This is a genomic window from Paenibacillus sp. 01T424 (assembly GCF_056398745.1).
Genome location: NZ_JBFTPZ010000014.1, coordinates 60285 through 82171, shown reverse-complemented (window position 1 = coordinate 82171; position 21887 = coordinate 60285). Strand labels below are relative to the sequence as shown.

General features: G+C 44.3%; 19 protein-coding genes. 4 read left to right on the top strand and 15 right to left on the bottom strand.

Annotation, left to right across the window (positions count from 1 at the left end; translation table 11 throughout):
- Nucleotides 1-47: 47 nt before the first annotated feature.
- Genes AC1DPK_RS13400 through rfbF form a run of 6 tightly spaced genes read right to left on the bottom strand, consistent with a single transcriptional unit; the run spans nucleotide 48 to nucleotide 6961 of the window.
- The gene (locus AC1DPK_RS13400; RefSeq protein WP_477510615.1) at nucleotides 48-1496 is read right to left on the bottom strand and encodes a glycosyltransferase family 2 protein; all 1449 of its coding nucleotides are present in this window, start codon (nucleotides 1494-1496) and stop codon (nucleotides 48-50) included.
- Nucleotides 1497-1510: 14 nt separating this feature from the next.
- A complete protein-coding gene (locus tag AC1DPK_RS13395) occupies nucleotides 1511-2191 on the bottom strand; it encodes a hypothetical protein (protein ID WP_477510614.1) in 681 nt (226 codons plus the stop codon).
- A gap of 21 nt (nucleotides 2192-2212) precedes the next feature.
- The gene (locus AC1DPK_RS13390) at nucleotides 2213-4096 is read right to left on the bottom strand and encodes a glycosyltransferase family 2 protein (protein WP_477510613.1); all 1884 of its coding nucleotides are present in this window, start codon (nucleotides 4094-4096) and stop codon (nucleotides 2213-2215) included.
- 44 nt (nucleotides 4097-4140) lie between these two features.
- Nucleotides 4141-5061 carry an NAD-dependent epimerase/dehydratase family protein gene (locus AC1DPK_RS13385; RefSeq protein ID WP_441886758.1) on the bottom strand — a complete coding sequence of 307 codons (921 nt, stop codon included), beginning with the start codon at nucleotides 5059-5061 and terminating at the stop codon, nucleotides 4141-4143.
- A gap of 12 nt (nucleotides 5062-5073) precedes the next feature.
- Nucleotides 5074-6159 (bottom strand): CDP-glucose 4,6-dehydratase, encoded by a 1086-nt coding sequence (rfbG, locus tag AC1DPK_RS13380; protein ID WP_441886761.1) that lies wholly within the window; start codon nucleotides 6157-6159, stop codon nucleotides 5074-5076.
- Between the two features lie 10 nt (nucleotides 6160-6169).
- The gene (gene rfbF, locus AC1DPK_RS13375) at nucleotides 6170-6961 is read right to left on the bottom strand and encodes a glucose-1-phosphate cytidylyltransferase (protein WP_477510612.1); all 792 of its coding nucleotides are present in this window, start codon (nucleotides 6959-6961) and stop codon (nucleotides 6170-6172) included.
- 220 nt (nucleotides 6962-7181) lie between these two features.
- Between rfbF and AC1DPK_RS13370 the strand changes: the two genes are divergently transcribed.
- Nucleotides 7182-8261 carry a hypothetical protein gene (locus AC1DPK_RS13370; RefSeq protein WP_477510611.1) on the top strand — a complete coding sequence of 360 codons (1080 nt, stop codon included), beginning with the start codon at nucleotides 7182-7184 and terminating at the stop codon, nucleotides 8259-8261.
- Between the two features lie 78 nt (nucleotides 8262-8339).
- Here the strand turns inward: AC1DPK_RS13370 and AC1DPK_RS13365 are convergent, their stop codons facing one another.
- The 5 genes from AC1DPK_RS13365 to AC1DPK_RS13345 form a co-directional block, all read right to left on the bottom strand.
- On the bottom strand, nucleotides 8340-9434 hold the full coding sequence (locus AC1DPK_RS13365; protein WP_477510610.1) for a family 6 glucosyltransferase: 1095 nt from the start codon (nucleotides 9432-9434) through the stop codon (nucleotides 8340-8342).
- Between the two features lie 24 nt (nucleotides 9435-9458).
- Nucleotides 9459-10790: a glycosyltransferase family 2 protein gene (locus AC1DPK_RS13360; protein ID WP_441886773.1), complete on the bottom strand. Its 1332-nt coding sequence runs from the start codon at nucleotides 10788-10790 to the stop codon at nucleotides 9459-9461.
- A gap of 32 nt (nucleotides 10791-10822) precedes the next feature.
- Complete coding sequence (locus AC1DPK_RS13355) at nucleotides 10823-11734, bottom strand: CgeB family protein (protein WP_477510609.1); 912 nt, start codon at nucleotides 11732-11734, stop codon at nucleotides 10823-10825.
- Nucleotides 11735-11959: 225 nt separating this feature from the next.
- Entirely contained in the window at nucleotides 11960-13138 is a 1179-nt protein-coding gene (locus AC1DPK_RS13350) for a glycosyltransferase family 4 protein (protein ID WP_477510608.1), read from the bottom strand.
- A 187-nt stretch (nucleotides 13139-13325) separates the two neighbouring features.
- Nucleotides 13326-14048 carry a sugar phosphate nucleotidyltransferase gene (locus AC1DPK_RS13345; protein ID WP_441886782.1) on the bottom strand — a complete coding sequence of 241 codons (723 nt, stop codon included), beginning with the start codon at nucleotides 14046-14048 and terminating at the stop codon, nucleotides 13326-13328.
- Between the two features lie 231 nt (nucleotides 14049-14279).
- On the opposite strand from AC1DPK_RS13345, the gene AC1DPK_RS13340 reads away from it, so the two are divergent.
- A complete protein-coding gene (locus AC1DPK_RS13340; protein WP_477510607.1) occupies nucleotides 14280-15098 on the top strand; it encodes a UTP--glucose-1-phosphate uridylyltransferase in 819 nt (272 codons plus the stop codon).
- Between the two features lie 31 nt (nucleotides 15099-15129).
- Here the strand turns inward: AC1DPK_RS13340 and AC1DPK_RS13335 are convergent, their stop codons facing one another.
- Nucleotides 15130-15915 carry a glycosyltransferase family 2 protein gene (locus tag AC1DPK_RS13335; RefSeq protein WP_477510606.1) on the bottom strand — a complete coding sequence of 262 codons (786 nt, stop codon included), beginning with the start codon at nucleotides 15913-15915 and terminating at the stop codon, nucleotides 15130-15132.
- Nucleotides 15912-17225 carry a nucleotide sugar dehydrogenase gene (locus AC1DPK_RS13330; protein ID WP_477510605.1) on the bottom strand — a complete coding sequence of 438 codons (1314 nt, stop codon included), beginning with the start codon at nucleotides 17223-17225 and terminating at the stop codon, nucleotides 15912-15914. The genes AC1DPK_RS13335 and AC1DPK_RS13330 overlap by 4 nt, the downstream gene beginning before the upstream one ends.
- 218 nt (nucleotides 17226-17443) lie before the next feature.
- Between AC1DPK_RS13330 and AC1DPK_RS13325 the strand changes: the two genes are divergently transcribed.
- A complete protein-coding gene (locus AC1DPK_RS13325; RefSeq protein WP_477510604.1) occupies nucleotides 17444-18523 on the top strand; it encodes a glycosyltransferase in 1080 nt (359 codons plus the stop codon).
- Nucleotides 18524-18586: 63 nt separating this feature from the next.
- Here AC1DPK_RS13325 and AC1DPK_RS13320 read toward each other — a convergent pair whose 3' ends face one another.
- Together AC1DPK_RS13320 and AC1DPK_RS13315 are read right to left on the bottom strand one after the other, a co-directional pair.
- Entirely contained in the window at nucleotides 18587-19726 is a 1140-nt protein-coding gene (locus AC1DPK_RS13320; RefSeq protein WP_477510603.1) for a hypothetical protein, read from the bottom strand.
- Nucleotides 19727-19958: 232 nt separating this feature from the next.
- Nucleotides 19959-20684: a YhcN/YlaJ family sporulation lipoprotein gene (locus AC1DPK_RS13315; RefSeq protein ID WP_477510602.1), complete on the bottom strand. Its 726-nt coding sequence runs from the start codon at nucleotides 20682-20684 to the stop codon at nucleotides 19959-19961.
- 161 nt (nucleotides 20685-20845) lie between these two features.
- On the opposite strand from AC1DPK_RS13315, the gene AC1DPK_RS13310 reads away from it, so the two are divergent.
- A complete protein-coding gene (locus tag AC1DPK_RS13310) occupies nucleotides 20846-21853 on the top strand; it encodes a beta-ketoacyl-ACP synthase 3 (protein ID WP_477510601.1) in 1008 nt (335 codons plus the stop codon).
- The last annotated feature ends 34 nt before the right edge of the window (nucleotides 21854-21887 follow it).

Here is a 21887-nt window from a genome sequence, read left to right as displayed (position 1 = left end):
CAAAAGCCTTAGGGCATCTTCATCGTTCTTTCAACAATGTCGCTGTTTCAGTATAATCTCGGATGATTCGCTCGTATTTGCTGAACAATCATCGCGTGCTTCTGTCCCGCATCATAGGACAACGAATGGCCATGACGCCGGTATAATAACAAGGCTTCATGAATGGCAGTCCCACGCCAGCCCCTCTCGCATAACGAAATCCAGAAATCCCAATCCTCATAGCCGTGTATCATCGCTTCATTGTAACCGCCTACTGATAACCAAGCACTTTTGCGAACAAGCGAGGTGACACAAACAATATTTTCAGAGAGCAAGCGGTTAAAATCAAATTCAGGCGGAATCCAAACCCACGATTGATCGCCGAAATACTCCAAGCCGACAGTTGCGAAGCCAACCTCCGGTCTCGCTTCTAATATGCGGTAAGCCTTCTCTATTAAAGTAGGCTGTATTTTGTCGTCCGCATCAAGGGGCAATATATATTTCCCTCTTGCTTCGCGTATGCCAACGTTTCGTCCATACGGCAGACCAATATTCGTCTGAACATGAATGACTCTCGTTTTTGGCCGCTGAAGGCGTTGCAGAACTTCGATCGTGTACGGGTCAGTAGAGCCGTTATTTACGACAATAATTTCAATCTCTTGAAAGGTCGAGTTTAAGCAAGAATCTACGGCCTCCTCCACGTATTGGCCGTAATTGTAACAGGGAATGACGATGCTTACGATTGGCGCGAGCTCAAGATCTTGACCAAGCCGCCTGCGCAGCATTCTCCTAACCTCCCATTCGTCGCACAGCCAGCTGAGCCATAGCTTATCCAAGCGGTTTTCGTGAAAAAGCTCTGGATGGTTATTCACAATTTGTTTACGGAGCAGATCATGCATGGAACCATCGGAATCGGCGCTTAATACACGATAAGCCAGCGGGGCGTCATTTACAGCTACACTGGTCCAGCCCTTTTTCGAAAGCGAAATCCAAAAGTCCCAATCCTCATAACCATCCGTCATCCCCTCGTTATAGCCGCCAGCTTCAAGCCAAGCCTGCTTCCGAAAGAGAGCGCTTATGCATATAATATTTTCAGCTAACAAGCGGCCAAAATGAAAGACCGGCGGCTCCCAGCTATAATGAACAGCCCCGAAAGTATGATAGCCTGGCGAAGCAATGCCTGCCATTGGATTTTGCTCAAGCAGGCGAATCGCCTTCTCAAGAAAGCTGTGATGGAGCAAATCATCTGCATCCAGCGATACGATGAAGTCGCCCTGTGCTGCCTTAATCCCCGCATTCCTCGCAGCCGGGAGTCCACTGTTCCTCTCATAAATGACTCTCGTCTTTGGTTTATTTAAACTATTTATTAGATCGATCGTCGCTGGCTCTGTTGATCCATAATCCACGACGATTACTTCAATCTCCGAATAGGAAGAAGCTAAGCAAGAATCGACGGTTTGTTCAATAAATCTACCCTCATCCAAGCACGGGATTACTATGCTGACCTTCACATTCATCGGGCAAGCTCCTTTCATTCTGGTGTAACTTTCCTGTCTGGCAACATAAAATAATGATACATATCCTTTGTCACCGGCAAGCTGTATTTAACTGTCAACAGCGAAAGAATCGACTGGTCGTAACGATGATCGATAAATTCCGGGAAGTTCGGCAGGCCGCTGCTATTTTCAGCATTCGAAATCACTTTATAATCTTGGCAATAAAACAGCCATTCTTCTAATAGGCTTCTGCTTTTCTCATTATTGTAAAACATAAAAAATCCAGCCCAGACCTGCTCCGCTTCCCAATACCCCGAGCTGTCACACTGCATGAACACGAAGCTGTCTCTTTTGGTCCAGCTTTTATTTAAATAATAGGCTGTTTTAAAAAAAGCAAATCCGCCGTTATCGGCGCAGTGGGCAAATAGCGGATACAATGGATTAGTGAACCGCGTGTCCGCGTCCGAATACAGCACCAGCGCTCCTTCTTCCATTTTCGATAAAGAGTCCAGTAAAATATACGGCTTCCAGCACCATAAGCCAAAACCTTTCTCATGCTGCAAAATTGCTGCATTCTTACGAGCAAAAGCCGTTCCTTCGAGATCGCTTGGATGATATGAAATGACACGATCAACGCCAAATTGCAGCGCAGTCGCGTTTAGTCTATCTTGATAGGATTGAAATTCTGGTGATGCAAAACTTACTAAATAAATCATTCATGACCACTTCCTTCTAACCTATGATCCATCAACGCGAGTTCGATGAATCCATGCATAATCTTTGTTTGTACTCGGCGTCCATCTTGCATAAAAAATATTCGTATTTCGCTCCATCACCTCCTGGAACATCCTGCTCATCCCTGTATCGTAATGGGCCATTGTCAAAGAACGGTTCTCTACATCGGACATCATGCAATACACCTTGTAGCCGTAATGCTTAGCCCGAAAGCAAATATCCATGTCGTCTTGATACAAAGGCGCGTAGCATTCATCCAAGTATCCATACTGCTCCAAAAATGATTTTCGAATGACGAGCGGTCCGCGCATGCAAGCATCCACTTCAAAAACACGGTTTTTCAAATTCGGATCTGCTTTCTCATCCTGCCTCCAATACACCTCGTTTGCAGAACACGAGATTTGCCCAGGTCCGCTAAGCGTCGTTCCTCTCGGGTAAAAGTTAACGCCGGATAAACAGCCGACAATAGCACAACTCGTATTTTTGTCCATAAACTGTACAACCTCGTAAAAGATATTTTTATCGTAAACATAATTGTCATCCTGCAAAATGACGCAATAAGCACCGGATGATTTTTTTAAGCCGATGTTGTTCGTTTTAATCTCAAAGATGTTAGGCGTCGTTTCATAAGCAATACTGTAATCCACTTGAACGGTCTGAAAAAATTGCTTCACCACATATTCGCTTTGATCGTAGCAGCCATCGAAAATAATACGGAGTTCAGCATTTTTATATTCGCTCACAGCACGGTGCAGCTCCGCTATTAGGGGAACAATCGTCGCTTCTTTATTGAAAACAGGCAGCGTAATGCTTATTTTCGGATATAAATTCCCGTTCAGGCAATCCTTAATCGTCTTGTCCAGCACCTGCTTATAAGGAAGGTGATATTCCTTTACATATTCAATCGTCATCTTTTTCCAGTACACAATCTCTTGACCACTCAGCTGAAGCGTGCGCTGCAGCAGCTGTTTTTGCTGCAAATGATCCAATGGGTCGAATACTCCGATGGGTGAAAAATCGATGCCGGACTGCGCGGTTACAAGCGGTATTGCGCCGTGGATTAGTCCCTGTAAAATCGAAGAATCATATTCGCCTAACGAGGGGTAAACGATAAAATCAGTGTTCGAGAGCAGCTCTGCGCTCTGGGCTTCATTAAGCTCTTCACCGTGAACAAACAGCTTATCACCGAGCACAGCTTTTAATTGCAGCAGCCTGTTGTTGAAAAACCTATTTGCAGGCTGCCCTACAACATGCAGCTCCAAATTTTGACTCGCGATGTCTGAACTCGAGAAGAGTAGAAAGACGGCTTCAAAACCATTGTTTAATCCGAGTTTTGGAGCGATATACGTGTACACTCTTCTTTGCCCCGTTTTTACATTTTCCGAAGATGGCAACGTATTAGGTTGATCTAAAGCAGCAATCCCGCCTAACAACATTTTTAATTTCCATTTTGGCAGTCCGCGTTTGATGTAAGAATTGTAGGTTTCAATATTTCCGATTCCGATAATGAAATCAGCTTGTTTGATAGACTGTTCCAGCTCGTCAACATTCGGTGCAGCAGTCTCATGGAAAACATCATCTGGCAGGTTATGGCCAGCCTTTAATCTAGACGTGCTGTGGTTGATTTCTTGTGGATGCAGCCCTGTCGTTATCAATATACTTTTCTTTATATGGCATAGCCCATTTATACGTGAGAGATGATTGGATGCACCTACATACAGATCGTAGCTTTGACCTTGCAGCATCCGCTGATCAAAATATGAGGCATTGAACAGCGTTACTGCGCCTATTGGAACGAGTAAATCATGGAGCGCAGCGGTGAGCTGACCGGCTGCCTTACTGCCCGCAGCTGCCTCATCCGCCTCATAACAAAGCAAGATTCTCATCTTTATTTACCCTCCTCATTTTTAACAGCAATCTATTCTCATTCCTATTGCTGTTGCTCTATTAATCTTTTAATTCCCTCCTCTAGTGTTATTTTTGGCTTCCACTTCGGCACGGTTACCCCCTTGTTCCATGGAATCATAATTTCTCGCGGATGGTAGGGTCGTCCTCCCCAATTCACCTGTAACGGTACATCCATGATTTTTTCGATAATGCCCGCTAACTCCTTCAGTGGAATGGGCTGCTGTGAAGAAACGGAATAAACCTCGTTCTTAACTGCCCCTTCATTTAGCAGCTGCTGGGCTGCGAGCATATAAGCTTCAACAACATCATCAATGTGTACAATATCAATCAGCTGCTCTCCAGGTGACATCGCAAGCGGTTTATGTTCCTTTCCAGCCTTCAGCAGCAACGAAATGATTTTGGATCTCGTATCGTTTGGACCGTAATTATCGAACAGCTCCAGCGTAATTACACGTAACGGCGACGATTCACAATAATAAGCTAAAATATCCGTAAACGCTTGTTTTGAGGCATCATACAGCGATTTTGGACTATAAAGCTTATTGTCAAAATGCTGTGAGAAGGTTCCCGTATTAATGAATGCATAAACGTGCTGCGACAACATCGCCTCCACTAGCTGCGTACCGAAAAGAATATTGCTTGTCAGCATCTCTTCTACCTGTCTTGGCGCATAAGTAACTGTGGCGAAGGATGCTAAATGAATAACAAGATCGGGCTTTGCAGACTCGACAATTGCGAACATACTGTCAATCGTCCCATCATGCCGATGTATGATGATAGCACCCTGGACATCCTCCAGTTGCTTAAGGCTCGATTCATTTCTAGCGATAATGTGCACCTTCCACCCTTCCGCCAAAAGCTTTCGAACGAGGTGTGAGCCAATAAAACCCGTGGCTCCGGTGACTAAAGCTGTTAAGGCTGCACGGGAATTTTTTTCTATCATCGATCTCCCCCCTCAGCTTGTTTTCCCTGCATATTCATGCCATTGATTCAAACAAACCTGCCGAATATCTTCGTTGCCTTGATAGGCAAGCGTCCACTCAACCACCTTATTCAGCGCCTGATCAAGGGTCCATCTTGGCTTCCACCCTAAGCGCCGCTGCGCCTCCGAGCAGTCCAGCTTCAGCTCATGGGCTTCATGCGGGTGCTTGCCTGTATCCGTATGCACTACTACGCCGCCCCATTTCGCACCAAGTTGTTCAACAACCTGGCCTACCGGCCTTGCATCCTCATCGCGAGGACCGAAATTCCAACCTTCCGCATACTCTGATCCGTTCGCATAAAGTTTCTCTGCAAGCAGCAAATATCCGCTTAAAGGCTCAAGTACATGCTGCCAAGGTCTTACAGCATGCGGGTTTCTAATGCTCACCGCACTGCCGTCCATGAAGGCACGAACCATATCTGGAACTAAGCGATTCTGAGCAAAATCTCCGCCCCCGATGACATTGCCCGCTCTTGCCGTTGCAATGCCGACACCGTGAACCTTCTCATCTTTGCTATGAAAGAAGGAATTGCGATAAGAGGCTGTAACAAGCTCCGAGCAAGCTTTGCTGTTTGAATATGGATCATAACCGCCCAGCCTATCGCTCTCCCTATAGCCCCATGCCCATTCTTGATTTTCATACACTTTATCTGTCGTTACATTAACAACCGCCTTAATGCCCGCTCCACTCTCCACAGCAAGCTTTACCGCATCAAGCAGATTAACCGTACCCATGACGTTGACTTCAAAAGTATAAGCAGGCGTTTCGTAGGAGGGCTTAACCAGAGCTTGAGCTGCCATATGAATAACGATATCAGGCTCAGCAGCTAACAAAACCTTGCTCAGCCTTGCTGAATCTCTAATATCACCGGTAACGGACTGAATCATCGCATCGATATTGCAAAGCTCATATAAATTAGGCTGCTGCTGCGGTGCTAGCGCATAACCAGTCACCTTGGCGCCCATCGCTGCCAGCCACAAGCAAAGCCAGCTGCCTTTAAAGCCGGTGTGTCCAGTAATGAACACTTTTTTATTGCGCCAAAAGCTTGGATTCATCATGGACACTCCTTTATTTTTTCCATAGCGCTTTTCCTGATTTCCATAAACCTTCTAAATAGTTTTTATCTCTAAGCGTATCCATCGGCTGAAAGAACCCCTCATGCTTATAAGCCATAAGTTGTCCATCATTAGCTATCTTCTGCATGCAGTCCATCTCCAGATTTGTATGATCGCCTTCAATATAATCAAGCAGCTGCGGTTCCATTACGAAAAAACCTGAATTAATCCAGCTCCCGTCGCCTTTTGGTTTCTCCATAAAATCAATAACCTTGTTGCTGTCCTTTATATCGAGAGCGCCAAATCTGCCGCTTGGCTGCGTAGCCGTTACTGTAGCCAGCTTGTTATGAGAGCAGTGAAAAGCTGACAGCTTGCCAATATCGATGTCCGAAACCCCGTCGCCGTACGTCAGCATAAATGTTTTGTTTCCTAAATACGGCTGAACTCGCTTTAGCCTGCCGCCCGTCATCGTTTCTTTGCCTGTGTCGACCAACGTGATTTTCCAAGGTTCAATGGAAGATTCATGAATTGTCATTTCGTTTCGATTCGATAAATCAAAGGTCACATCCGAGTGATGCAAAAAATAATGATAGAAATATTCTTTGATGAAATAACCTTTGTAGCCCAAACAAATCACAAAATCAGTAAAGCCGTAATGCGCATAGGTTTGCATGATATGCCATAAGATTGGCTTATCCCCAATGTCGATCATCGGTTTTGGCTTCATGAGCGACTCCTCGCTTATTCTAGTGCCGAACCCACCTGCTAGAATGACCACTTTCGTATTTTTATCTATCGTCCGCATAGAAACATCCTCTCTTTCTCTCAAATATACTTGCCATCTTCCTATGTTTATTCATTCAATAGTTTGTTGTTCTGATGAATACCCAGTCTGTGAAAATTTAATAGATGCGATCAAGCAATGGAATACAGGCGCTTCACGCCTATCGATTGCCCGTACCATGCCAAATTATCGACATAGAATACATTGAACGAGGTTTCTTGAAAATAAGGAGGGATAACGCTTGTCTCAAACCGTTGTCAAACGAAAACCAGCTGCGAATAAGCGAATGAAACGACAAAGTAAAAAAATAAATCGCACGTCCGCAAATACGCGTCGCAGAGCTTCTCGCAAGGGGAAGAAGCTGCTGCGGTCAAATCGAATAAACAAACGAGCAAGAGGATGGAAACGCGGCATCCTCGCCCGTAAAGTACCAGCTGCTCCAATAGCTCCTACTGCTCCTGCTTCTTCTCTTGTTGAACAGCCAAGCGACGGAGGGGCAGCGCCTATTTTAATACCGCTGACGGGTATTATTTTCAGCAAGGATCGAGCCCTCCAGCTGGATGCAGCCCTGCGATCGCTTTACTTGCATGCCCTCGATATTTCCAATTTTCACATGAAGGTCCTTTACAAGACATCGAGCGATTTTTATGAATCACAATATGAACGACTCAAAAACGAATACCCGTTGGTGCAATTTATTAAAGAGGAGCAATTCAAAGAGCAGGTTATCGCTTCGATGGAACCCTATACCTATGTTCTATTCATCGTGGATGATTGCTTGTTCGTTCGCGATTTCACGCTGCAGTCCGTCATGAACACATTAGCTGCGCACAACGATTTGATTGGCTTTTCCTTAAGACTGGGACCAAACATTCGTTACTGCTACACGATGAGTGCTGAACAGTCTATTCCATGGCATCACATTATCGAGTATGGCTATCGCAAGTTTGACTGGACATCGGCGCAGTATGAATTCGGCTATCCGATTGAAGTTTCCAGCTCGGTATACCGCACAACTCATCTTCTTCCGCATCTGAGAAACTTGGATTTCTCCAACCCCAATACGCTTGAAGGATGTATGGCAGGACGTGCGCAGGAGCTGTCTGAGGGGCGCCAGTTTCTAGCATGCAGCGAAGTATCCTTAGCGTTTTGCAACCCGCTCAACGTCGTTCAGAATGTGTATGCCAACCGCGCAGGAAGCAATAAGGAATACTCGCCGCAAGAGCTTGCTTTGCTATTTGAGAACGGTGATCGTATAAACGTAAACAAATATGCAAACTATATCCCAGCCGCATGCCACGAGCAGGTAGACATCTTTTAATAGCTGTTCCTTTCATTCATCCACAAAAAAACGTAAGCAGCTCGGAAAAATCCGAACCGCTTACGTTTTTTTATGCCGCTAGCTTCTCAAAAAGCTATGGCCGCCGAAGTTGTTTTTATCGCGAATTAATATTTTCATTGGAAACGGAAGCTGCTGGCCCTCCACGTAACCATAGGATGGATTCATCACTTTAGGAGACTTGTCGATTAAATATTTATTTAAATGCGATTCGTCATGCCAAACGGCATTGATCCCATTATTCATATCCGTTCTAATATTCTCATCCAGAACACGAATGAGATTCGTATAGTGCTCCGTTCGGCCGCCGTTCAACCCACCCATAAAGTAGTAGCTTCCTGCGCCCTCAGGAATATAGGCTAAGCTTTGTTGATTTTTCTCAAAATCAAGCTCGTGGCGCGCTTTATTGTAGAAGCCTGGATGCTGGACCGCAACGATGCCCTCGTGAATTGGCAATATTTCTTCTCTTACGACATCAACGAATTGCATATTGGCATTAAAGAAAAATACAAAATCACATTCCTGCTGCAGCTGATGCACCACGTTTCTAAACATCGCATATCGCAGCAGCGTATTGCCCGGCCATCCAAGATTATCTTGAGGAATCTTCAAAATGTTCGATCTCTCTTCATCAACGATGTGCTCGGCATCTGTGAATACATAATAGTTTTTCTGGTAGCCCGGCAAGAAATAAGCTTCGGCGCTCCGATAGAAGTTTTCCCAGAAAATACTGTATTTCCCTGTGCATATATAAAGAATCCCGATTCGAGATCCGGCTACGCTCGCAATTTCCGCTTCACTCGGCATTTGAGTAGTCAGATAAGGCGATGCATTTGTGCTTTCTGGCTGTGCTTGCGAGAGGACAGCACCTTGATTCGTCATATAAGACTCTTGATGCGCATCCTCAAAACCTTTCGAATGCCCTTCTCTATACCCTTGCTCATAACCTGTGTGAAACGGTCCGCTTCTTTTTCTCCCTCTTGCACCGCTTCTCAACCCTTTTTTTAATGTTTTACCTCGCCGTTTCCCTTTTTTTACACCATATTTGTTTTTGCGGCTGCTTAATTTCCCGCCGGCGTTCAACGTTTTTTTGACACTCGTTTTTTTGACGCTCGTTTTTTTAATAGCTGTACTTTTTTTTCGTTTCGTCAGCATGCTGCCGTCCTCCTAAACTTGGAATTATATATTATTAGCCTTAATGATCGGAGGAGCTACAATAGGGAAGCCTTCCGAATACTGGTTTTTATCGGCCTGCGTTAAAGGACGAACATAACGCTGCTCCAGTCCCCATGCCTTATAGGCATATTTTGTCGTCATTCGGTGCAGCTTGCCCTGTATAATCTGGTACATTTCGCCGTCCTGCGTTTTTACTAAACTGCCCTCAGCGAAATTGGTGGTGAGCGCCGATAATGCAGCTATTCTCTGCTGCAAAACTGTAATCGAAATGTCCCCTCCTATCGGCCAGTTCCATAAATCAAGCTGCGGCAATCTTACTGCATCCACATGCATTAAATCTGAAGACCGTACAATATATCGATATCCATTTTCTACCCAATACACATTCGAATCAGTTCCTTTAACAACGATATGGCTAGGGTAAAAGTTTGTTCCTTTTCTCTTTTCATTAGGCGATGCCGAATTCATTACCGCCTCCAGCCTGCTGATCTGATCCCAGTCGCCCCATTTTTCACGAAAAAAAGCGTTGTTAAGCAAGGACGCATCCAGAAACGAACGCATCGTCACACTGCCATAATGATGGATGAATGTATCCTCCGCAATAACTAGATCCAGACCAAGCAATTGTATCCGAAGATAAAAGTCTACATCCTCGCAGGTCCCAATGACATATCCCTCATCCATATACCCGACTCGCTGAAGCACCTCTCTGGATAAAAGCAAGCAAAAGCCCATTATGGCATTCGTTTTTCTCCATCGTACCGGGTTAATATGATTGTAATTTTGGGCAAACTGCTGCATTTCTTTCATGTTTTTGTAGCTGACATCAATCTTTTGATCATTCGACAAATAATTGGTTACCGGACCAACAAGACCAATCGATGGGTTGCTGTTCAAGCACGACAATAAATTCGACAGCCAGTTTTTCGTCACGATCGTATCATTGTTAAGAATGAGAATCGACGTACCTTTTGCCATCATCAGGCCTTGATTGACGCCACCGGAAAAACCTAAGTTCTCTTGAAAAATTTTATAGCGCAATCGCCCTGCCTGCGACTTTAAATAGGCAGCCGTTCCATCCGTTGAGCCATTATCAATAATGATGATTTCGTAAGACTGCGGCGTATATTTATGAATGCTCTCTATGCAATTTCGTAAATAGTTCAACTGGTTATAGGTTGGAATAATAATGCTTGTGCCTTCAAAAGGCTGCTGATAGCTTGCTGCTCCACTCGCCCTGCCATCCCGATAACCAGCTGCATAGCTCGCTTGAAAGTTGGTTCGCTTTATTTTACGGACTGCTTTTATACGCCTGCGCGAATATCGCTTGCGCATCTGGGTTCACCTCCCACGATCTTGTTTAGCTATCATGATGGAAAGACGATTTGAAGCAGCTGGCTGAGCCGCTTCTCGTAGGTATGCTGCTCCAGCGTTTTTATAAATCCTCTTAATGCGATTTGATTCCTCTTTTGCTCGTCATGCAGGTAATATGCAATTTTATCAGCCAGCTCTTTTGGTGAAGAGTACGTTTCAAGCTCCATTCCAGGTACATAAAAATCGCTTAAGTCCTGACGAACATCTGTAAGCTGAAAAGCTCCGGCAGCCGCAATTTCATACGTACGAGGGTTGATCGACAGGCCGGGAAGGTTGCGGCTATTTTTGTTATGCACCTTGTCGTCATGGGAACGATGAATATTGATGACAATCTTGGCGCCATTGTAATAGCTCGCTGCTTCTTCTGAGCTGATCCATGAAATGCGAATGCCCTTGCTTAGGCTTTTGTAACGCTTAAGCCTTTTCCAGAACAAACCGATAATTCTTGTATCGCGCTGTGCTAGTGCAGGAGCAATTCGATCTATTAATCTGACTCTGTTATGAAAGGCATTCCCAATAAAGCAAATATCGCTTTGATAATGAGCGGGTACATATTTGGGCTTATACACGGCTGGGTTAACTGCCAGCGGCAAATAATGAACCTGACAGCCGAGCTGCCGATAGATTGGAATAGCAGCCAACTCATGGGTAAATAGCCATTCATACTGCGGGGCAATGACCGTTGTAACATCGGTTACGTAGGGCTCATCGACGAGCCATATCGCTGTTTTAACGCCGATCGAACGAATGCCTTTGATTTGGTTGACTGGCACCTGAGTGCCATGCAGTACGAGCACTAAATCCGGTCTTCTCCTGCTTGCCAGATCAATAAGATTATCCGATGGAGATGCGATGATCAGCTCGCTGACCATACCTCTGAGAGCATCCGTAACCGCCTGATCCATATCTGGAAAAGGGCCTCTTAATCCCGCGCGAACATATAATACTCGCAGAGATCGAAGCACGCTTGCAGGCCGCGGTATTTTCTGAATTATAGCCTCACAGGTACCCACATGGTAACCATGCTTCCAGCCAGATTCGCGTCCTGCATCCCACTCGTTTGCTGCTGAAATGTTTATTTTCCGTTTCTGCTTCAGAAGTATCTCACCTCTTTCTGTAACGAGTACTCTTTATACATTTCTAATTAGTGCCTGCTCCAACAAATCTATGCTTCGATCCCATTCCCACTTCTTTACCGTCTCGCTCCCGCCAGCTCTTAGGTGTTCGCGCAGAGACTTGTCTGCTATCAAACTTTGTACTGCATTCGCTGCTGCTCTAATGTCATTTGGAATGACCAAACTATTATAATGATTGACCAGATATTCATCCGTCCCCGTTACATCAGCAACGACTGGAACTCCTCCGCAAGCCATCATCTCAAGTGGAGGATAGAGGAAACTTTCAACCCTGCTCATTTTGAGCAAAATATCACAGCTAGAGTAAATATGCTTCATCGTTTCATAGGATACACTCTCAAAGAAGCGGTCACAGCGCCAAGATGCAGCGGGACGCCCCGACGAGCTGACACACCAAACCTCACAGTTCAAATCCCGCACTGCCGCAAAAGCATCGCTCATTCCTTTGTAAGGAACGTTAATAGGGCCCTCCAGCAATACTCTAACCTTGCTGCTTTTTGGTGCAAGCGGCTCTGCCTCATACATAAGTGAGGTATCGAGTCCGTTAGGGATATAGATCGCTTGCTTATTAAACGTACGCTGCAGCCAGCGCTGCAGCCAGCCTGCCATCGTCAGAAACGTAAAATCATTCGTTTTGTACGTTTGATAGGCCAGCTTCGATTGCTCCGACGATGGCGAATAAAATCTGGATTCATCCGATTGAATGAAATAAAAGCGTTTCTTTGCTTCTATTCTTCTTGCAGCGCCGAGTGTAGCCCAAAAGGTCGCAATCACAATATCACGATCCGCAGGAGCGCGGGATTCTGTGACGATGGGCACCTCAACAGGATGCCAGCTAACCTGCGTATTTCCATCCATGGAAACTAATACGACATCATAACCGCGCTGCTTCAAGCGGTTGGCATGCTGAAGAATAACCGCTACGCCACCGGAAATGGAGCATCCTGGGATGACGTATGCAATTTTCGGCTTACAGACGCCGCCTACTACAGCAATCCAGCGGCCGTCACGATAGCCGTCTTTCCATCCAGCTTTGTAGCCTTCTGACTGGCTTCTTATCGATCCTGCCCGCCAATCTTTCCTTCCATTTTTGACCAAGTGGCTTTTTCTACCAATTCTCCTTTTTGGCTTCAGCATCATCTTAGGTCGGACCTTAAGATTTTTGAATTTCATAATCTTTTTTCCTTCCCTTATATCTGTAATGGCGGTATACTTGGTGACTCTATGCATTCAACCCTATCTCATAATATGTTTGAACCTTTTTACCGCCACGGCGTCTGTTACCATGAAGTTTCTTCTCTCCTAATCGTTGTAAAAAAATAGACTGGGACACAGGTAATGTCGCAGTCTAGCTAGCCTACTATTGTGTTTTCTCATCCGCTAGACGCAATCCCGCTTCCTGCAGCGAAGTGAACGTACCCGCGTCATGCCACCACCCTTTCAAAATGCTGTGCTTGAGTGCCCCCCTCGCCGCATAAAAGTTGTTTACATCGGTAATTTCAAGCTCCCCTCTCCCCGAAGGACGCAATGTCTTTATTACATTAAAAACATCAGCGTTGTACATATAAATACCCGTTACACAATAATTAGAGCCGGGATTCGAAGGCTTCTCCTCAATGGATACAATTCGCCCGCCTTCCATTCTCGGAACGCCAAATCTTTCTGGATCAGCTACTCTCTTAAGTAATACCTTTGCCTCTTCCGATGATGCTTCAAAAGAAACCATATATTCAGATAATGAATCCTCGAACAAATTGTCTCCTAGCAGAACGACAAATTTTTCATCCGCAGATACGAACCCAGCTGCCAAAGCTAATGCCTCAGCAACACCGCCAAACTGATCTTGCACTCTAAAAACGAGATTGACGCCCCATTCGTGGCCGCTCCCCAAAAAATCAACATACAAGCCTGCTGATTGTTTTCCTATAACGAGCAAAATATCTTTAATCCCTGCATCCGCCAGCTTTTTAATCGCATAATATATCATAGGATGCTTTCCGACTGGCAATAGATGCTTGTTCATAAATTTCGTTAGCGGATAAAGTCTCGTGCCTGACCCGCCAGCCAGTATAACGCCTTTCATCCAGCAGTCCACCTCCCCTCGCTCTACTGAAACTCCCTTATAAGTATATGAATTTAAAAGATTTAAGAGTGGATGGATAACCACATGCGCTAAGATTTGGACGTTGTTGATCAAAAATCATAACGATAAAGGGGCTTGTACGGCTGCCTTTTTTAAGAAAGACAAGCTTCAAATCTATATTTTATTAATAAACTAGATTTAGAGAGACATTCAAAACTAGAGGTGATGCAATTGATTCGAAAAGCGATCATTCCTGCCGCAGGCTATGGAATTCGCAATTTACCCATAACCAAGGCTATACCCAAAGAATTGTTTCCCATTGGAAACCGACCAGCAATCGACTATGTAGTTAAAGAAGCAGTCGATGCAGGAATTACCGACATTTTAATTATACTATCTCGCAATAAGACAGAAATTATGAACTATTTTGACCGTTCGATGGAGCTGGAGGCTCATTTGCGTACGATTCACAAAGAAAGCATGCTGCCTATCATTGCTCCCGCCAAAGTCAATATTCAATATATTCGTCAATATGAAGCACTCGGTCTTGGTCATGCCGTTTCGCTTGGACAATCATTTGCTGCAAACGAGCCCTTTGCTGTTCTGCTGCCGGATCAAATAAACCTGTATCAAAACTCTTTGCTCTTACCCTTAATTCGAAACTACGAGAAGCACAGAACCAATGTCATTGGACTGCAATCGGTTGACCCCAAGCTGTTGTCCCAATACGGCGTGGCGTCTGCTGTTCAAGTTCAGCGCCGAATTTACGAGGTCGCTTCCATAGTAGAGAAGCCGGCATATGATCCTCCGTCCCAGCTCGCGGTCATGGGCAGATATATTCTTGAACCTGGCATTTTGGAATTATTAAAAACAACGAAACCCGGAATAGGCGGAGAGATTCAATTAACCGATGCTTTAAATCAGATGGGCATGACACGCAAAGCGATCGGATATGTATACAAGGAACGCTGGTACGATACGAGCATCGAGCATGACTACTTGAAAATTCAACAGCGTGCATACCAGCTCCATAAAAAGCGGAAGCAATAAAGCAAAAAATAAGGATAGGCTGCTGCCATCCTTATTTTTGTTTGCTGCTCTGATTGACTATGCTTCGGTATTGCTTCGTCTGCGCAATTTTTTTGGCACGAAGCAATCGAATCGTTTTTTTCGTAACCTTCCATGTATGCATTTTTTGATTGGCTCTTCTAATTGCTACAAAATGGCTGGGACTTGTGAAAGCCAGCTTATAGCCTTTTTTGATGCTGTCCTTCTGAAACCTCATATCCGTTCCCTTGCGAAGATGTTTGAAAGAAACGTCCGGATACAGCTTTTTTTTGAACAGCATCGTCGCTCCTGCTACTCTATTTTTACTAGGCATCGTTGCAAGCATCAGCCTTGAAGAATGCTTAAAGTACATATAAAACTTATTTTTCCCTATCAGATCCGCTTCCGTCTTTTCAAGTCGCAGCATTGCCTCAGTCAAATAATTCGGAGCGTAATAATCATCATCGTCGAATTTGGCTATAATCTCATATTGGGCTTTGCTAATGCCGTAATTTAAGCATTTCCCAAGCGACCATTTGGCCGGCAGCTTGTATATCGATACATTTCCAAAGCTGCTGGCCTGTTTTTTGTAAAGTTCAATGTTCATGCCATCGTTATTTAGCAGCACGATCATCTCCTTCACCCTCCATTGCTGACGCTTGAAGTTAGTGAATAGATTTTGCATAAAGAGGGGCTTATTCGTTGCTGTAACTATGGTTACACCTGAGGTCATCCTCCCCTGACCGGAAAAATGCTCCTTATCCATGCCGGCTGCATCGTGCCTCCTTACTCGGTCATAAACAGCTAGTGATATTCTCATGATCCGCCGCCTCCGAGCGTGACGATTCTTGATTTGCCCGTAATCCATTTGACTACATTTCGGGTGTCATATACAAACGGAGCATGCTCCAAAACAAGTTCCAGCGGCAAAGAAGTATGATCGGTAGCAATGATAACGCAATCTGTATTTGAAAGTGTTTCTGCGCTTAGCTCCAAGCTGACAAGCTTATGCTCGCCTACTTGCAGCGATGGTACGTATGGATCATGGTAAACTACATCCGCACCTTTTAGATGCAGACTTTGAATCAAACCAATAGCCGCTGATTCCCTGTAATCAGATATATCTGGCTTATAGGCTACTCCATATATCATAATTCTCGTTTCCGAGAGCGGTTTAGGCGCCAAATAATGTTCAAGCTGCTGTGTAATATATAGTGGCATTCCATCATTAATTGTATTTGAAATGTGAATAAAATCAGAAGTAATGCCATGCTGCTTCAGCTTCCATGCTAAATAAGAGGGGTCCACTGGAATACAGTGACCGCCAATTCCAGGCCCGGGATAAAACGTGTTGTATCCAAATGGCTTCGTACTGGCTGCCTCGATAATTTCCCAAACATTCAGATGGATTGCATCGCATATTAAGGCCATTTCATTAATGAAAGAAATGTTAATTAGTCGATAAGCATTTTCCAATATTTTTGTCATCTCCGCTGTATCCGTGGAGGAAACGGGATGCACACGAATAAAAATTTGATTGTATAATTCCTTCACTCGCTCCAAGCAGCCGGGCGTTACGCCGCTAATTACCTTTGGAATACTTTCTACATCAAAATGTTTATTTCCAGGATCTACCCGTTCAGGCGAGTAGGCAATATGATAGTCTATCCCTGCGTTAAGCCCGGTTTGATTCAAAACAGGCAGGAGCACTTCTCTTGTAGTGCCCGGGTAAGTTGAGCTTTCTAATATGACTAGCTGCTGCCGCTTAAGTCTACTGCTAATTTGTTTGRCCGCTTGCGTCAAATAGCTCAAATCAGGCGTTCCATGCGCAGTTAAAGGCGTTGGCACACAAATAACGATTGCTTCAGCTGCATCCATTAGATGAAACTCATTTGAAATGGTAAAGCGGTCAGAAAAATTCGCTTCTTGTATATCCTGATCCTTAATTTCGTTTATATAGCTTTTTCCTAATTGAATCGACTCTACTTTTCTTCTATCCAAATCAATTCCAACAACGTTAAACCCCTTACGAACAAAAAGCAGAGCAAGTGGCAGACCCACATAACCAAGCCCCACAATAGCTACCGTTCTCTGCTTTTCAATCGCGTTATGATTATGCAAATCGCTCATATTCTAATCTCTCGCCTTCTCTCTAGTAATTTTTAATCAGCTTAGATAGTATATGAAACAACTTATTAATAGTTTGGACAGTTTGGATACAAAATGCAGCCACCGTGATCACAGCCCAATTTTCCACTTCCCTTGCATTCGCCTTATACCTTCCTTTCAAATGCCGCATATGCTATCGATAATCTGCAGCAAGCAAATGCTTCGAGAGGGGTAACGATATGGCTGGAAAATACCGCAAGCGCAGCAGGCATTTTGACGTCATTATGATGTCTGACTTTAGATTGCCGGGTGGAACAACCTCATCCAACGTAGAAGAAATGAAAGCTCAAAAAAGAGCAGGTTTAACAACAGGGCTGATTCACATGTCCGGCCAGCCAAGAAGCAAAACCAGTACAATTAACCCCAAAATCAAGCGTATGGTCGATGGGCGGAGCATTCGAATGCTGAATACAACCGCCAGAGCTACCTGTGAAACTCTAATTATTAGACATCCGCGAATTCTTCATGTGAGAAGAAGATATAAACCGAACGTATCGGCAAAGAGAATACACGTCATCGTCAATCAAACCCCAAGAAAGGATTATGGCAGATACGGCCGGTTAGTTTATAACATTAGTCGCTGCGAACAGCGGGTCAAACAATTTTTCGGAAAATCCAGCACATGGCATCCAATCGGCCCTCAAGTGAGAAATACGCTTTTTAAGCACCATGCAGGTGATTTGAAGAACATTAAATTGGCTTCTGCAGATTGGGTCAACATCATTAATACGAGGGAATGGAGACGGAAAAACCGTCCTTCTCACAGAGGCGTGATCAAAATAGGCAGACACTCCAGAGATGCTTATGTGAAATGGCCTTCCAATCGAACGGATCTTCTAAAAATTTATCCCGCTTCATCAAAATATGAAATACACATTCTTGGCGGTGCTAGAACACCGCGTCGGATATTAGGAAAGCTGCCTCAAAATTGGCATGTGCTTGGATTTGGAAAACGCTCGCCAAAGTCTTTTTTGGCAGGACTCGACGTCTTTGTTTACTATACACATCCCAATTGTGTCGAAGCGTTTGGCCGCGTTATTTTTGAGGCGATGGCTGCTGGCGTGCCGGTTATTCTTCCCCCAAGCTACAAGGAGCTTTTTGGTGAAGCCGCCATTTATGCTGAACCTTCCAATGTAACGAATGAAATCGATCGGTTGATGTCAAGCTCCGAACTTTACGATAGGCAAGTGAGAAGAGCGATTCAATATGTTGAAGCAAACTTTGGTTACACGAAGCATCGTGCAAGATTAAATAAATAAGAATGCAAAAAAAATGCACCTAGGCTAACGGGTGCATTTTTTTCATTTCAATTGAGGCATATCTCAATACGAACGACGACGTTTTTTGCGGATAGGCTTCCTTAGCTTGCGCCGAGCTCTTCTCTTCTTCACCATCATGTTTCGATGCTTTATCCGATCTGGTTCGTCTGCGTAATACGGAATCGGTTGATCCATCACATCCGTACTGAACGCTTCTGAATGAAAGTACCCATTTGATAGCAAAAATGGATTTTCAACTTCAGAATTGTCATAGTAATGCATGCGAAACTTTGCTCTCGTTTGATCTGCAATCACTTCTCCGCTAGTGAAGTGACTATAGCTCCAGGTTGAGCTCGCCGCTGTATTTCGTTCTACTTCTATCCATTCATTTCTATATTCTTCGATTAGTTCTCCGTATAGCTGCCCCTTCTCATGCTCGATCCATGAGATCGCCAGCTCAAAATTATTGGATATTCGAATGGAGCGCAGTGGTTTATTACCAATGGAATACGTATGAGAGGCAGTTTTTGATATATCCCATCTCTCCATAAGGTTGCTGTGAGAGACCTGATAGCCCGCATCACGCAAGGAAAAGACACCATAAAAGAGTGTGTGCGATTGATCCAGCCATCCTTGATCGATAAAATTATGGGTCGTTTGATCATAATAACAATTATTTTCACTAAGCTTGAGCCAGCATTTCAGGAAGCTTTCCGTAACAGCATGACGTTTAAAGCTCATAAAGCTTGAATCATAGATCCCGTTTTTCCTAACATCCGTCAACCAATCCAAATCCAGAAACTCAGGATCAATGACTTTTCCTATCAAAGTAATGGGATGCTGATTGAAACCTTCTGCAAGCTCTTCAAATGGAGAAATGACCCATGTATCCGCATCCAAGTAATGGATAGCTATCTCATTCGTATACTTTTTGTATATATAGTTCACCAATAAAGCCTTGCAAGCCCGCTGTGCTTCTTGAAGAGTGTACTGGAAAAAAAACTTTTTCATATTGGAATATACATCCGTATCTTTCATGAGCACGACCTCATCAAAATAAGGACAGCCAAAAGCGGCATTAGGCATAGTTTCCTCCATCACACCAATGATAACCTTGCCATTAGGCATATGTTTCTTAATGGATTTGGCCATCATTATCGCTTTAGCTGTATGCTCTGCATGTATAACCGTACCAAAAATCATAATGCCTCTCCCAATCTAGCTATAACTAGTCTATTATCATTCATGGCAGTACGACCATCTCCTCTCCTTTCATATCCTATGATTGCCTTGTTTCATAGGAAACCCTAGTATCCGTCTAAATATAGGGTGAAGATCATCTGATAGTTTTACCCATTGCCATTCCAAAATAAAAACGGCTCAGAGATTGAAACCCTCCAGCCGTTTCTGTATTTTCATTACGATTACCTGCCCTTTAGTCGTAAATCATGCGCCTATCTTTGATGCTTTTGCTCTTCATCTTATTTTCTATAGTCTGCGCTGGAAAAATTCGTTCGACCATCGCATTAAATTCTGCAATATAGCCTTGTATAGGATGCCCAAGCTTCACATCATTCATATACGCATTCATCCGCCCAACAAAATCAGGATTAGCTGACACATATACATGTTCAATGCTCGGATTTAATTGCTTCACTTTACTCGCAATTTGTTCCTTTACTTGCGCCGTAAGCATATGGTTTCCTGTAGACAGGGTGCTCATGCGCCGGCTAATCTCCACGCCCTCTTTCCCCATATACCCACTATTTGTTCGACTTAGCATTTTGGATTCAACCTTAGGCTGAATCTCATCTAATGAAACAGCGACGTATGCGTTATGGTCGGTTATCATCACATATGAAGATTTGACTACACCTAAATCTGTGATCTCCTTAGCCATTTTTTCATTCATTTGCATTCTATAATTTTTATGCGAGCCGATGACGTTATTGCTGTTTAGCCTGCGTCCATTTACTCGATTTTTCTCATTCATTTGGTCATCAGCGAATCGTTTATTTTTTAATAAATTACCATTTGCATCATAACGGATACTATTCGAGCGGATGTCTTTATTTCCAAGCTCACCGTGATTTTCCATGCAGCCTGCCAGCATTGTGCTTAGCAGCACACCTGCAGACAAAGCAACGATTTGTTTGCGCATTTAGCCATCCTCCAACTTGTTTTGTTTAGGCACCGGACCCTTCCTTAGCGTTCGCCTTTTCTGGACTCGCTATTCATTGCATTGACAAAGCAAAAGGGATGAAGTAAATTAGTATCAGATACTAGTACTTGGTACTAATTTTGAGAGGAAGTGTGCATTGTATGGACAAAATAAAACCATCTGCCATTCAATCGAATGCCGTCATTACCGCGATAGGCACTTACGTTCCTGAACGGATTCTAACAAACACAGATATGGAGAAGCTTGTGGAGACGAGCGATGAATGGATCATGCAGCGAACCGGCATCAAGGAGCGTCATATCGCCTCCGACAGTCAGTTCACCAGCGATCTATGCTTTGAAGCTGTTCATAATATGATTGAACGCTACGGCGTAAGTGTGACTGATGTTGACTACATTATCGTGGCTACTTCTACGCCAGATGCTGTCTTCCCAAGCGTAGCTTCTCAGGTGCAGTCGCACTTCAACATCAGCCATGCAGGTGCAGCCGATATTCAAGCAGCCTGTGCTGGTTTTGCCGCTGCCATCCAATTAGCGAATGGCTTGTTGTTATCTGGAGCGCATCGCAAAATTTTAGTGCTTGGCGCAGAAACGTTATCCAAAATTACGGACTATACAGACCGTACGACCTGTATTTTGTTTGGCGACGGGGCTGGCGCAATTCTTATGGAAGCTTCGCATGACAGACATGGCGATATCGAAGCAGTATATACCAAAACAGATGGTGCACGTGGTCATCTGCTTTATCGCAGCAGTTTAGCATCCGCAATTGGTGAGCATGATATACAAACGAACGGTTTAATCGTGCAAAATGGCCGGGAAGTATATCGCTGGGCGGTTAGTCATGTAGCTGAAGGTGTTCAGCAGCTATTGGAGAAGAGCGGATATACACCGGCAGAAATCAATTGGTTTATTCCTCATAGCGCTAATATGCGAATTATAGAATCGCTTTGCGAACGAACAGGCTTCTCACTTGAACAAACCTTATCGAGTATAAAACAATATGGCAACACATCCGCTGCATCCATTCCGCTTGCCCTAGACGAGGCTGTGAAATCCGGCTTCGTTAAGCCTGGACATCTTTTGCTCCTATACGGCTTTGGAGGCGGATTAACTCAAGCTGGTGTCGTTCTTCGCTGGTCCTTCTAGAACATGCTAAACAGCCCAATACTCCATCGATTAC

Coding starts and splice junctions, on each gene's coding strand:
- AC1DPK_RS13400 (WP_477510615.1), bottom strand. CDS start 1,496: ATGAATGTGAAGGTCAGCATAGTAATCCCGTGCTTGGATGAGGGTAGA.
- AC1DPK_RS13395 (WP_477510614.1), bottom strand. CDS start 2,191: ATGATTTATTTAGTAAGTTTTGCATCACCAGAATTTCAATCCTATCAA.
- AC1DPK_RS13390 (WP_477510613.1), bottom strand. CDS start 4,096: ATGAGAATCTTGCTTTGTTATGAGGCGGATGAGGCAGCTGCGGGCAGT.
- AC1DPK_RS13385 (WP_441886758.1), bottom strand. CDS start 5,061: ATGATAGAAAAAAATTCCCGTGCAGCCTTAACAGCTTTAGTCACCGGA.
- rfbG (WP_441886761.1), bottom strand. CDS start 6,159: ATGATGAATCCAAGCTTTTGGCGCAATAAAAAAGTGTTCATTACTGGA.
- rfbF (WP_477510612.1), bottom strand. CDS start 6,961: ATGCGGACGATAGATAAAAATACGAAAGTGGTCATTCTAGCAGGTGGG.
- AC1DPK_RS13365 (WP_477510610.1), bottom strand. CDS start 9,434: ATGCTGACGAAACGAAAAAAAAGTACAGCTATTAAAAAAACGAGCGTC.
- AC1DPK_RS13360 (WP_441886773.1), bottom strand. CDS start 10,790: ATGCGCAAGCGATATTCGCGCAGGCGTATAAAAGCAGTCCGTAAAATA.
- AC1DPK_RS13355 (WP_477510609.1), bottom strand. CDS start 11,734: ATGGATCAGGCGGTTACGGATGCTCTCAGAGGTATGGTCAGCGAGCTG.
- AC1DPK_RS13350 (WP_477510608.1), bottom strand. CDS start 13,138: ATGAAATTCAAAAATCTTAAGGTCCGACCTAAGATGATGCTGAAGCCA.
- AC1DPK_RS13345 (WP_441886782.1), bottom strand. CDS start 14,048: ATGAAAGGCGTTATACTGGCTGGCGGGTCAGGCACGAGACTTTATCCG.
- AC1DPK_RS13335 (WP_477510606.1), bottom strand. CDS start 15,915: ATGAGAATATCACTAGCTGTTTATGACCGAGTAAGGAGGCACGATGCA.
- AC1DPK_RS13325 (WP_477510604.1), top strand. CDS start 17,444: ATGGCTGGAAAATACCGCAAGCGCAGCAGGCATTTTGACGTCATTATG.
- AC1DPK_RS13320 (WP_477510603.1), bottom strand. CDS start 19,726: ATGATTTTTGGTACGGTTATACATGCAGAGCATACAGCTAAAGCGATA.
- AC1DPK_RS13315 (WP_477510602.1), bottom strand. CDS start 20,684: ATGCGCAAACAAATCGTTGCTTTGTCTGCAGGTGTGCTGCTAAGCACA.
- AC1DPK_RS13310 (WP_477510601.1), top strand. CDS start 20,846: ATGGACAAAATAAAACCATCTGCCATTCAATCGAATGCCGTCATTACC.